At 65.2% G+C, this 12,633-nt stretch carries 7 protein-coding genes; 1 reads left to right on the top strand and 6 read right to left on the bottom strand.

Features of this window, described 5'->3' with window-relative positions; genetic code table 11:
• Positions 1-464 precede the first annotated feature (464 nt).
• Entirely contained in the window at positions 465-2,162 is a 1,698-nt protein-coding gene (locus DPV79_RS02090; protein ID WP_113044634.1) for a M4 family metallopeptidase, read from the bottom strand.
• Between the two features lie 655 nt (positions 2,163-2,817).
• Entirely contained in the window at positions 2,818-4,032 is a 1,215-nt protein-coding gene (locus DPV79_RS02085; protein WP_244321695.1) for an MFS transporter, read from the bottom strand.
• Positions 4,033-4,435: 403 nt separating this feature from the next.
• On the opposite strand from DPV79_RS02085, the gene DPV79_RS02080 reads away from it, so the two are divergent.
• Complete coding sequence (locus DPV79_RS02080; RefSeq protein WP_113044633.1) at positions 4,436-4,966, top strand: P-loop NTPase family protein; 531 nt, start codon at positions 4,436-4,438, stop codon at positions 4,964-4,966.
• Between the two features lie 34 nt (positions 4,967-5,000).
• On the opposite strand, the gene DPV79_RS02075 is transcribed toward DPV79_RS02080, so the two are convergent.
• The 4 genes from DPV79_RS02075 to DPV79_RS02055 all read right to left on the bottom strand — a co-directional run bounded on the left by DPV79_RS02075 (position 5,001) and on the right by DPV79_RS02055 (position 12,492).
• Positions 5,001-5,750, bottom strand: a complete 750-nt coding sequence (locus DPV79_RS02075; RefSeq protein ID WP_113044720.1) for an SDR family oxidoreductase — start codon at positions 5,748-5,750, stop codon at positions 5,001-5,003.
• A 237-nt stretch (positions 5,751-5,987) separates the two neighbouring features.
• Entirely contained in the window at positions 5,988-6,395 is a 408-nt protein-coding gene (locus DPV79_RS02070) for a VOC family protein (protein ID WP_027792704.1), read from the bottom strand.
• A 321-nt stretch (positions 6,396-6,716) separates the two neighbouring features.
• A complete protein-coding gene (locus DPV79_RS02060; protein ID WP_113044631.1) occupies positions 6,717-7,631 on the bottom strand; it encodes a hypothetical protein in 915 nt (304 codons plus the stop codon).
• Positions 7,632-8,157: 526 nt separating this feature from the next.
• Positions 8,158-12,492 carry a YadA-like family protein gene (locus tag DPV79_RS02055; protein ID WP_113044630.1) on the bottom strand — a complete coding sequence of 1,445 codons (4,335 nt, stop codon included), beginning with the start codon at positions 12,490-12,492 and terminating at the stop codon, positions 8,158-8,160.
• Positions 12,493-12,633 lie beyond the last annotated feature (141 nt).

Raw genomic sequence — 12,633 nt, 5'->3', positions numbered from 1 at the left:
GAATAAACTGAACGCCGCGCGGCGACACGCAAACGATTGCCCGGAAGAAATTTTTTCTGGAAAAAGTGCCGGAACCAGACGGGGCGGGATATCGAAGGATCGGCCGATGGTTTGCCGATCGACCGCCGGGTGTGGGCGATGGGTGATACGGCTGGATTCCGCCGCGCTTCAACGTCGGGTTTCTTCCGGGTTCGTCACGGACGGCCCGGGAACGCGGCGCGGTGATCGAGGAAGGTGCGGCAGATGCAACCATGTCGGCACGCCGTGCCGAAGAACGGGATATGCGGCTGGCGGGACAACAACCGGATTCCAAAGATCGACCGCCCGCAATTGCAGGCGGTCGATCGACACGCGTGCGTCATTTGCCCGGGCGTCGCGTGGCCTCGACCGGCTCTCCGTTCTCCGACACGAAATGCCGCCACGCGATCGATCCTCGGGCATTCAACGCACTGGCACACACGCCATCAATTCACCCCGACCGCGCTCCACGCGCGAGCGACCGTCGCGCTTTCGGCCGAATTCGCGCCGTACAGGTCGTTCGCCGCCTGGATCGATGCACGCCGCGCGTTCGGGTAGCTGGAGTTGGCGTTCAGATACACGGTCAGCGTCCGGTACCAGATCTTCCCGGCTTTCTCGCGCCCGAGCCCGGTGAAGGTCGTGTCGCCGTTGCAGACCAGTTTCGCCTTCGTCAGGCCGGTATCGGTCGACGGCACCGTCGGGCCTTCGGCCAGCAGGTAGAAAAGGCGGTTGCCGACGCCCGACGTGAAATGCGGATCGTGGCGCGGATTCGACCACGAGAATCCGCCGGACGGATAACAGCTGAACGACCGGCCATCGAGGTCCTGCTTGTACATCTTGCGCAGGCCGCCGCTCACCACGCGCGCACCGATCACGTAGTTGCCGGGATCGTTCGGGTTGTTCGCGTAGTACTTGACGAGCGTGCCGAAAATGTCGGAGGTCGCTTCGTTCAGCCCACCCGCGTCGCCCGAATAGTTCAGGTTGGCCGTGGCCTCGGTCACGCCGTGGCTCATCTCGTGTCCGGCCACATCGACCGACACGACCGGCTTCGGCAGGCTCGTGCCCGGCTGGCCGTCGCCGTACACCATGATGTGCGACGGCATCCATGCCGCGTTCGCGCCGGTCGTGCCGCTGCCGGTGTCGAACACCACGTGCGCGAAACTCTTCACGCCGCGCCCGTCGTTGAAGATGCCGTTGCGGTTGTGCGTCGTCTTGTAGTAGTCCCAAGTTAATGCCAGACCGTAATCGATGTCGGCGGCGACGGTCTGCCGGTCGGTGGTCGCGTTGTTGCCCCACACGTTCGTGCTGCTCGTGAAGATCGGCAGGTCGGTCGCCTGCTCGACGTCCTCCGCGATCAGTCCGCGGCCGTCGTACACGGAGCCGCCGCCGCGATTCGGATCGAGCATCCGGTACGCGTTCGTGCCGGTCTGGTCGGTGGTCAGCGTCAGGTTGCCGTAGTACAGCGAGCGGCCGGTGCCGGTCGCGGCGGCGGTCTTGATCAGGTCCTGCGCATCGAGCACGGCGCCCGTGCGTGCGTCGACGTAGTACAGCACCGCATCGCCGTGCACGTCGTTCGACTTGCCGTATACGCGCACCGCGTAGGCCAGCGTCGGCGTGACGTCGCGTGCGAACACCACGAGTTCCGCGTCGTCGACGCGGCGCACGTCCGAGTTGAAACGCGCGGTCGCGACGCGCTTGACCCGGGCGTTGCCGATGTCGGGCGCGTTGCGTACCACGGAGCGGTTTCCGACCTTGCCGATCGTGCCGGCGAGATTGATCGGCGCAAGCTGGGTCACGCTCGCCTGCTTCAACTGCCCCTTGCTCGAATGGACGACCACGTCACCGCCGATCACGGGCAGGCCCGCGTAGAAGCGGTCGAAACGCACGTGCTCGGTGCCGTCGGGATCGACGATCACGTCGCGCACCTCGAATTGATCGCCGTCCGTCGGCGCACTCGCCTGCGGCCCTGCGAACTTCAACGTGCGTGCTGCGCCGCCAGCGGCCAGACTGAAGGCGGACGGGTTCTGCTGGATCAGTTGCAGTGCCTTGTCGACCGTGGCCGACTGGTCGCCGGCCTGGGCAAAAGCACTGAGACTCGCGACGGTAATCGCGGTGATGGACAGCAGGCGAGACAGTTTCTTCATGTAATCCCCCGGTTATGTATGGGTGATGTTCGAGGAATGCATCAAGTACAGACTTTGATCCAGGACATGTCACGAACTGCAGAGGGATGCTAGGAGGTCATTTTTATAATTACAAGATATTTTCTGACTGGTTAATAACTTCTTTCGGCGATGTTAATCGAGTCATGATTTGGTTATAAATCTGAAATGATCGCGTCGGTTGCGATGCCGGTTTCGGCAACGCGGCATCGGCGGAATATGCGTGCCGAGCCCGCCGTTACTGGGGAAAGGCAGCGCGTGGCGCGGGTCGGGCGGGACGGAGGATGTGAAGCTCTGGGTAACGCGGCAGATGCTGTTTGCTTTATTAAATATTGATTTTGATTATTGCCATTCCAGGCATGCCACCGGGGTTTTTAATACCTCCACGATTCTCACCCTTGATGACACTGCCTTTTAATTCGTAGTAAAAGCCTCGCGAACGACACATGAGAACGTGTTTTCTACGAATCTTTCGATTGAGCCGCACGGCACGGCCGACGGCATGAGCGCGTCACACTGCCTCTTGCATCGCACGATATCGCCCCATCCGCGCAGCGTGAAGCGGACGCGCGGTCGCACACCGCGGTTTTCGCGCGAGAAGCATACGGCCGATGAACCATCCGTCGACGCCGGCCGCCTACCTGCCCCGCACCTTGACCTGCACCACCAGCCACGTCAGCGCCCCCAGCACGAATACGGCGAGCGTCCACGTGCCGCCATGGTGCTGCAGCACCGCGGCCGTCGCGGCGATGCCCGCCAGTCCCTGCTGCAGGAAACCGCACAAGGCCATCGCATGCGCGCCATGTTCATGCGCATCGCTGACGGCGGTCGCCATGCTGTTCGGAAACAGCACTGCCTGGCCGAAGTTCGCCAGGCAATACAGCGCGATGAAGATCCACAGCCCGGTGAAATGGGTCAGCAGGCCGCTCAACCACGACACCAGCATCAACGTGGTTGCGAACGCAAGCAACGCGGCGCCGGCATGCATCAGCCGGACGCCGCCGAGCCGCCTCACAAGACGGTTGACCAGCATCGCCCCGCTGAAATAGGCCACGCCGAGCAGCAGGCCGATACTGCCGAAGCTCGTCACGGCCAGCTGGAAATGCTCCTGGAACACGAACGGGCTCACCTCCTGCAAGGTGACGGTCGTCGCGAACCCCAGCCCGCCCGCGCAGGCTGGCCACAGGAAGCCGGGGCGCCGCAGCAGGAGCCAGTAAGTACCGGCCAGGCCCGACGGTTTGTCGGCACGGCTTCCCGCCTTCAACGGCAACGCGTAAGACAGCGCGATCGCCAGCGCGGCGACGGCGGCCATCAGCACGAAACCCGTTTGCCAATGACTGTATCGGCCGATGAGCCCGCCGATGAACTGGCCACCGCCCAGGGCCGTGATGAAGGCGATCGACAACACGGAGAGGCGTCGCGCCAGTTCGTCGCCGCGCCAGTTGTCGCGGACGATGATTCGGGCGATGATCGCCGCGCCGCCGCCGCCGATGCCCTGGATGGCGCGCAATCCGAGCAGCGCCGGTGCGACCGTGCAGCCGGCGAGCAGCAGGCTGCTGCCGATGAACAGCAGCAGCGAAATCAGCAGCGGGCCGCGCCGGCCCCAGCGTTCCGCGGCAGCGCCCCAGAATGGCACCGGCAGCGCTGCACCGATCACATAGGCCGAGATGGATAACTCGGCGCCGCCTTGCGTCATCTTCAACTCGCGCATGACGACAGGCAGCGACGGCAGGTACACCGTCGTCGCCATTTGCGCCATGAATACGACCAGGCACGCCAGCGCCATCAGGGGAGCGGCCGACGCCGCAGGTTCGCACGGCGCACCGGCGGCAAGAACGGGTTTGTCGCTCATGCCAGCCCTCGATCCGATCGGGACGCGCACCCGGTCGTTACCCATTCGGGCGCACGTGACGTGCGCCCGTCGCGGGCGCTATCCGCGTACATGCGCGTCTGAAATCCGGTTTCGGTCGCCATCGCTTCTCTCACGTTGTTTTTTTCGGGGTTTGCCGCGGTTGTGTGCGGCAAGACTGAAGCGGCTGATTGTACAAAGGTGCGGGAAACGAATGGTAGACGCCGAATTCAAATGACCGTTGAGGAGCGGCGAGGGGCTCCCTGCGCCGCCCGCCGCGACAATGCAGGACGTGTGGTGCGGCAAGCCGGGCCATGGCCGGTACTCAATGACGAACCGCCGTCGAGCGACCGCTTCGCGCATGAGGCACAATAGCCGCCTTCAACATTCAACCGCGATCAAACCCATGCGCTTCGTCGTCGTCGGAACCAGCGGGGCGGGGAAATCCACCTTTTCCAGCGCACTGGCGGAAGCAACGGGCTGCCCGTACGTCGAGCTGGATCGACTCTATTGGGGCCCCGACTGGACAGCCGTGCCGCCGGAACAGTTCGAGCGCGCCGTGCGGGCCGCGACGGCCGGCGACCGATGGGTCGCCGACGGGAACTACGGCGCCGTGCGCGACGTGCTCTGGTCGAGAGCCACCCACGTAGTCTGGCTCAACTTCGGGCGGCGGACGGTGTTCTCCCGGGTGCTCTGGCGCACGTTGAGCCGCGGGCTCATGCGCACCGAGCTTTCGCACGGCAACCGCGAGTCGCTGCGGATGGCATTTTCGCGAGAGTCGGTGCTGCTGTGGTCGTACACCACGTTCGCCAGGAATCGTGTCAAGTTCGCCAGCCTGCGCGACGACCCGAAATACGCGCATCTGCACTGGACGGAGATCACCCGGCCCTCGCGCTCCCGCGCGGTCATCGACATGCTGGCTCGCGCCGGCCGTTGAGCGCGGCGCGACGCGCGTTTGCGCCGATGCGAACTCACTTCACGGCCGCATTGCCTCCGTCGGCGAACAGGGCCGAGCCGGTAACGAAACTGGCCATCGGGCTCGCCAGAAACAGCGCCGCGGATGCGATCTCGTCGGGGCGGGCGATGCGCTTCATCGCGTGGAGCCCGGCCGCCCATTCCTTCTGCTCGCGGTCTCCCCCCATCGCGGTGTCCACACCGCCCGGCAACAGTGCGTTTGCCCGAATCCCCTGTGCCGCGTAGTCCGCGGTGATACCCTTCACCAGTCCCATCAAGCCGGCCTTGGACGCACCATACGCGGACATGCCGGGTAGCCCGACGCTGGTGCCGACGAAGCTGGACGTGAAGACGATCGAGCCGCCGCCGCGTTCGAGCATCACGGGAATCTGGTTGCTTGCGCCCAGGAAGGCCGCCGTCAGATTGGTAGACAGCGTGTGCTGCCAATCGTCGAGCGAGATCTCCGCGAGCGGTTTGAGCGGCCCGACGGTTCCCGCGTTGTTGATCGCAATGTCGAGACCGCCGAACTCGCGCAGCGCCGTCGCGACGAGCCTTCGATGCGTATCGGCGTGACAGACGTCGCCGGCGCAGGCGAACGCCTGCCCGCCGTGACGACGAATCTCGTCGGCCACTTCGTTCAACGTGGATTCGCTTCGCGCGCCCAATACGATTGACGCGCCGTGCGCCGCGAACATCAGTGCGATCGCCCGGCCGATTCCGGTGGAGGCACCGGTGACGATGGCGACTTTCCCTTCGAGTAAGGTCATCTTCTTCACATCCCGTGAGTGAGGTCAGTCACGGCAATGTAGGCGACCGTTTGCAGGCAGGCACTCCGTTTCTTGCTGTTGAAGTCCGGTGCGACGGCATCGCGGGTGGTGCGGCACAGCCATGTCGCGCGCTGCGGCGATCTGCACGGGATGGAGATGCGCAGCCTTCCCGCCCTGCACGGTCATTGAAACGGCGGCCCGCGCCGGCACCCGAACGCGGTATGACGCTTGCCGGCGTCAGTCGTCGAACGTGCCTTGATATTCCGGTGCGGCATCCGCGCGCGTGTTCAGCTCGAACATCACGCCGCCCGGCGCGCGGCAGAAGAAACGCGAACCGCGCCCGTTGTTGAAGACGTCCGTCACCATCTCGACGCCCTCTTCCCTGAAGCGTTCGAACAACGTGCGAACGGCATCGAGGCTCGGCAGTTCGAACCCGACGTGGAAATTCGTCGGCCACGCGGTCTCATCGTCGCCGGCGTGATCGATCACCACGTCGAAACCCGGGCGTTTGAGGATCCAGGATTTGTCCCAGCTTCCCGCGATCGTGAAGCCGAGATGCCGCTCGAAGAATCGGGCCGTCGCCAGTGTGTCGGCGGAAGGGAAGCTCAGGTGATTGAGCTTCATGGTTTGCGTCATGGCAGTCATTGCGAGTCTCCGTCATGCGTCGATCGGCGGAGGCCCCATGCCGTTCCGCCCGACGCACCCAGAATACGAGCCGCGGCTCGCATTCGACAATTCGCATTCGCCGCCTGGCTCGACAGCGCGCGAACCCGCGAGAAATCGCGGATCGGGGCGCGGTTGCGAGCGCTGCGGATCGCGCCATTCGCATTTGTATTTGTCCGTGATTTGGCTGAGCCACATCACTTCAGGCAGCCGCCCACCTTGTTTCTCGAGAGAGCCATCTCCATTGGATCCGCTTTCCGGACAGGTGGAACGATCGTTGAAAGCGACACGCCCCATGCCGCCCTACGTCTTCGCCGCTTCGTAAACCTTCGTCTTCGGATTGAACCGGTATTCGATGACATCCGCGGCGCCATCGGTCTTTTTCCGGCCGGCGTTGTCGATGCCCGCCCCGTTCATCGCCACGCGAAGGCGCGGCCAGTCCCGGCCATCGGCCGGCAGGAAGGTCAGCGTCGCCGAGCCTTCCACGCACGGTATCCGGTTGCCGGTACCCGCGGCATCGCATGCCGCGCCGCTATTGTTGCCGCGAAACACGTTGCCGGCATAGGTCCAGTCGGTATCGTCAGGATTGCTTGACGCATCGGTGCGCCGATAGACGAACAGGCCGAACGACTTGATCCGGGTATCGGAAGCCAGGTGCCAGGTCGGCACGGCCAGCACGATCCGCCCGTCCGGCAGGGTCGTGCTCACGGCGGATTCCTTGTCGTCGATCGTGTCGGCCTTCTCGTCGCCGCCAAACTCGCCGATCGAGCGTTCCGACTCGACCATGTTCCAGCCGGCCACGCCCCCGTCCGTGATCCATTCGAAGGTCGCCTCCGTGATCGTCACCCTGGCATCGTGCGCCGGCTCGGCGGTGTTCTCCTGTTCGGCGTACTTGTTCGGCGTCTCGTAGGCGAAGCCGGTGAAGTAGTGGCCGCCGTTCAGGTCGAACGCGTGGCCGTACCAGTATGTGGCCTGGCTTCCATTGGCGATCTCCATCGTCGCCTCGCCATGCGCGTCCTTCTGGTAAATGCCCTCCAGCACCTGGCCCGGCCTGGGCGGCACGGGCGAGTCGCGCCCTTCGCGCGGCGAGGTAACGGCCTGCGTCGCCGACGCGGCCGCCGGCTGCGCATTCGATGCGGTATCGGCCTGACCGGAATGATCCCCGCATGCCGCGACCAGAAGCGAAACGACGGACTGCCATGCAACTTTCCCGATCATGTGCCTTTACCCCGGATGCGTCTTCAAGTGACCCGATGCACGCTCACGGGTGCACCGATTGATATCGCCGTTCGATACCGGTTGCCCGGCCGATCGATTCGGGCGCCGGTTCTCTTGTCGAACCCATGGCGCGGATTGTCCGGGAGCTAGCGGCACCTGCCGCCGTAACCGGCCGGCAAAGCCGATGGCAACGCGACGCGCTGCGCGGGAAGCATCCTGTTCTCGGGTTTCATCGTTTTCATTTTTCGTTGTCGGCGCCAATACGGGACTGGAAGACGTGCTCGGACACGCTCAATGCGGAGTGCATTGCGCCAGCGCCGATTATCTCCACAATTGGCGAATAAATCATCCATCGACGGCATCGGCTGCCGGACAGGCCCGGCATAACCACACCGCTTTTCGCGACGCATCAAGCGTCGACGGCCCGGGGTCGACAGACTCACCCCGGGCCACGGATCTCCCGTCGGTGTCGGGCATCACGACCGCTGCCCGACACCCCCGTTCGATCGATACTGCGCGAACGACGTCAGAACTGGTAACCCGCGCCCACCACCGCGCCGAAGTCCGAACGCGTGTTGCCCGTCACCGACGCCTTGACGACCCAGCGATTGCTTTCCGTCACATACGAGTACCCGGCGGCGAAACCCTGCTGGCCGTGATAGTTCGACGTCGCCGCCGAGACCATCGAGCGGCCCGCGCCCGTCGGTTGCGGCAGGCCGGCCACGGCCATTGCCGATGCCACGCCGCCGTACATGTCCTTCTTCAGGTCGTTGAACGAGTTGTACACCTGGCCGATGCGCTGGTCGGTGTAGCCCTTCGCCTGCGACGTGGCGGTCGACAGGTTGTCGTTCAGCTGCTGCACGTTGACCGCGTCGGTCGGCGCCGTGCCGGCCGCGACGTTCGTGACCTGGCGCTCGCTGCCCTTCGCACCGACCGAGAACGAGTTGTCGCGATCGGCGACGGAGCCCTGACCGACCGCCACCGCGTTCTTGCCGGTTGCGGTTGCCGTCGACCCGATCGAACCCGCATCGGCACGTGCGATCCACGTCGTGTTCGCATCGGTCGCCGCCGCGCGGATCTGGTCGTTGGCCGCCGCGTTCTTCAGCGCGTTGTTGAACTGGCCCATGTTGACCGCGTCGTTGTCCTTCACGCCCGCCGCGACACCGGTCAGCACGCGGTCGCCCGACGTGCCGGAGAAGTTCACGCTGGTGCCGCCGGTGTCCTTCCCGACCGTGATCGCGCCGTTCGGGTCCTGCTGCTGCACGAGGCCGGCCTTGCCGTTCGCGATGTTGTTCACGTTCCCCTGCAGGTTCGTGATGTCGGTCGTGTTCTTCGCGACCTGCTGGTTGGTCGCGTAGAGCTGCGAGCCGTTCACCGCATCCGTGCTGGTTGCGCTGAGCGTGCCGGCCTGCACGTTGGTGATGCGCGTGCCACCCGCGCCACCGAGCGTGATCGAGCTCTTCGACGCGTCGTCGTACTGCACCGCGAGCGCACCGAGCTGGTTGAGGCTCGACTGCACGCCCTTCAGCTGCTTGACGTTCACCGCGTCGGTATCGGCAGTGCCCGCGGCGACGTTCTTCAGCACGACGGCCGCATTCGGGTCGCCGCCGATGAGCGATACCGAATTCAACCGGTTGCCGTTCGCGTCGACGTCGTACTTGACGACGTTCTTCACGGCCTCGCCCGCCTGGTTGGACACCTGCGTGATCTGCTGTTCGAGCGACGACTTCACGCCCGACAACTGGCCGCCGTTCACCGCGTCCGTGCTGCCCGCGGCGACGTTGCCGTCGGCCACGTTCGTCAGCTTCGTCGGTGCACCGCCGCGCGCCGCATTGTAGGCACCGAGCGTCGGGTCGAACTGCAGCGCGTCCTGCTGCAGCCCCGCGATCGCGGCCGTGTTGCCCGCGATGTTCGTTTCGGCATTGCCGATACGCGTTTCGTGATTCTCGAGCGTCGTCGTGTTGTTGAGAACACGACCGTCGAGGTTCGTGAGCGCGTCGCCGACATTGTTGAACGAACCGCCGCCGACCTTATAGTCCGGCGCGCTGATCGAGCCGTCCGGATTCGCCGTCGCACCGCCGCCCAGCGCGGCCGCCGTGCCGTCGGTTGCACGGCGCAGTTGCGCGCCGTTCACCGCATCCGTGCTGCCGGCCGCGACGTTGCCTTCCGCGACGTTGGTCAGGCGCACCGGGCTCCCGCCGTTGCCCGCGCCGAGCGAAACCTGCTTCTTGCTCGCGTCGTCGTACTTCACGGCGAGTGCATCGAGCTGGCTCGTGCCATCCTGGATCGCCGCGTTCAACTGGTCGACGTTGACTGCGTCCGTGCCGTTCTTGCCGGCCGCGACGTTGCCGATGCGTTGCGGGCCGTTGCCGCCGTGGCTCGCGTCGTAGGTGCCGAGGTTCGCGTTCCACTGGAGCGCGTCCTGCTGGAGCGCCGCGATGTTGCCGGTGTTCGTCGTCACCTGGTTGCCGAGCGTCGTCACGTTGTTGCTGACGTTCGTGATCGACTGGTTCAGCGAGTCGGTTGCCTTGCCGAGCTGGCCGACGTTCACGGCGTCGCTCGCGGCAATGCCGTCCGCCACGTTGTGCAGGCCGACCGGCGACTGCGCACCCTTGCCGCCGAGCGTCACGCCGCTGTGCGCGTCATCGTCGTACTGCACCGCGTTCTTCGTCGCGTTGCCGATCTGGTTGTTGATCGACGTGCTCAGGTTGCCGAGCGTCGTATTGATGTTGTTCGTCACGCTCGTGCTGAGCGACGACAGGCCGCCGTTCAGTTGCCCGACGTTCACCGCGTCGGTGTTCGCGACACCGGGCGCGACATTGTGCAGCGTCGTGCCGTTCGTGCCGGCGAACGTCACCGAGTCGAAGCCGCTCTGGCCGTCGTACTTCACGTTGCGCGTGTCGGCGGCCTGCAGGTTGCTGATGTTGGTGGTCGCCGTGCTCAGCGATGCGTTGATGCCGGTGACGTTGCTCTGCAGGTTCGTGATGTTCGACGCGGCGGTCGAGATCGACGATTGCAGCGGCGCGATGCTGCCGTTCAACTGACCGACGTTGACCGCATCGGTGTCGGCGACACCGGCCGCGACGTTGCCGATGCGTTGCGGGCCGTTGCCGCCGTGGCTCGCATCGTAGGCGCCGAGGTTCGTGTTCCACAGAAGCGCGTCCTGCTGGAGCGCCGCGATGTTGCCCGTGTTCGTCGTGACCTGGTTGCCGACATTCGTAATCGACTGGTTCAGCGTATCGGTCGCCTTGCCGAGCTGGCCGACGTTCACGGCGTCGCTCGCGGCAACGCCGTCCGCCACGTTGTGAAGGCCGACCGGCGACTGCGCACCCTTGCCGCCGAGCGTCACGCCGCTGTGCGCGTCGTCGTCGTACTGCACCGCGTTCTTCGTCGCGTTGCCGATCTGGCTGGTGATCGACGTGCTCAGGTTGCCGAGCGTCGTGCTGAGGTTGTTCGTCACGCTCGTGCTGAGCGACGACAGGCCGCCGTTCAGTTGCCCGACGTTCACCGCATCGGTATCGGCGACACCGGCCGCGACGTTGTGCAGCGTCGTGCCGTTCGTGCCGGCGAACGTCACCGAATCGAAGCCGCTCTGGCCGTCGTACTTGACGTTGCGTGCGTCGGCCGCCTGCAGGTTGCTGATGTTGGTGGTTGCCGTGCTCAGCGATGTATTGATGCCCGTGACGCTGGTCTGCAGGTTCGTGATGTTCGACGCCGCCGTCGAAATGGACGTCTGCAGCGGGGCGACACTGCCCTTCAGCTGGCCGACGTTGACCGCATCGGTGTCGGCGACACCGGCCGCGACGCCGCCGATCGTGGTGCCGTTGCTGCCGTCGAGCGCGATCGCCGCGTGCGAATCGTCGGTGTATTTCACGACGTTCTTGGTCGCCGTCACGATGCTGGTGCTGAGGCTGTTGCCCACGCTGGTCACACGCTGGTCGACGTTCGAAATCGTGGTCGACAGCGAATTGCCGACCGACGTCACGCGTGCGTCGACGTTGGCGATGCTCGTGCTCAGGGTGCCGTTCACGTTCTTCAGCTGCTGGACGTTGACGGCATCCGTATCGGCCGCGCCCGCCGCGACGTTCTTGAGCTGACGCTCGGCGCCGATCGCGCCGAACGACACCGCGCCGCCGACCGGCGCGGCCGTGCCGCCGAACACCGGCGTGCCGCCGTTGTTGGCGCCGACGCTGCCCGAGCCGATCGCCACCTGGTTGTTGTCGTTCGTCTGCGCGCCCGCACCGATCGCCACGGATTGCGTGCCGCCGGCGCGCGTCTGTGTCGCCGCGTCGTACGACGCGCCGGCCGACACGCCGTCGCTCGAGGTCGGGTTCGCACCGCCGATCGCGACCGAACGGTCGCCGCTTGCCAGCGCCGAGTGGCCGAGTGCGATCGAGCTCGTGCCGCGCGCATCGGCGACGTTGCCGAGTGCCATCGAGAAGTCGCCGACCGCGGCCGACTGGCGGCCGACGGCGAGCGACGTATTGCCTTGCGCGACGGCTACCGTGCCGATGGCCGTGGCCGAGTTCGCCAGCGCCTGCGAACCGACGCCGATCGCAATCGCGCCGCCGCTGCTGGTGCCGCCCTTGCTGCTCGCATTCGACTGGTCGCCGATCGCGATCCCGCTGGTACCGGCCCTGGCGTTCGTCCCCATCGTGACGTTTGCCGTGCTCACCGCCACGTAGCTTCCGCTCTTGGTCGACACGCACAGCGGGTTCGTCCCGTCGATGCACTGGCCGTTCAGCGCGTTGTCCGGGTTGCCGCGGTCGACGAAGTTGTCCGCATGCGCGGCCCCCGCGATCAGGACACCTGCGCCTGTGAACATGGCGGCGGCAAGCGCCGAAATCTGCTTCCTCTTCATGGTCTTCTGCTCCGTTTTGTAGCGTCTGGTTTGTATACGGACTACTTAATTTTCTTGAAGGATTCAGCTGCGATTACGATTGCGACTGCGATTACGATTACGACTTCAGTGCGGAACCCGATTCCGATGCCCGGCCCGAGC

Origin of the sequence: Burkholderia reimsis (assembly GCF_003294055.1) — a bacterium.
Classification (GTDB): Bacteria; Pseudomonadota; Gammaproteobacteria; order Burkholderiales; family Burkholderiaceae; genus Burkholderia; species Burkholderia cepacia.
Note: the sequence above shows the minus strand (reverse complement) of the source record. Positions and strands in the feature narration are given on the sequence as shown.

Coding starts and splice junctions, on each gene's coding strand:
- DPV79_RS02075 (WP_113044720.1), bottom strand. CDS start 5,750: ATGACCTTACTCGAAGGGAAAGTCGCCATCGTCACCGGTGCCTCCACC.
- DPV79_RS02080 (WP_113044633.1), top strand. CDS start 4,436: ATGCGCTTCGTCGTCGTCGGAACCAGCGGGGCGGGGAAATCCACCTTT.
- DPV79_RS02060 (WP_113044631.1), bottom strand. CDS start 7,631: ATGATCGGGAAAGTTGCATGGCAGTCCGTCGTTTCGCTTCTGGTCGCG.
- DPV79_RS02055 (WP_113044630.1), bottom strand. CDS start 12,492: ATGAAGAGGAAGCAGATTTCGGCGCTTGCCGCCGCCATGTTCACAGGC.
- DPV79_RS02090 (WP_113044634.1), bottom strand. CDS start 2,162: ATGAAGAAACTGTCTCGCCTGCTGTCCATCACCGCGATTACCGTCGCG.
- DPV79_RS02070 (WP_027792704.1), bottom strand. CDS start 6,395: ATGACTGCCATGACGCAAACCATGAAGCTCAATCACCTGAGCTTCCCT.
- DPV79_RS02085 (WP_244321695.1), bottom strand. CDS start 4,032: ATGAGCGACAAACCCGTTCTTGCCGCCGGTGCGCCGTGCGAACCTGCG.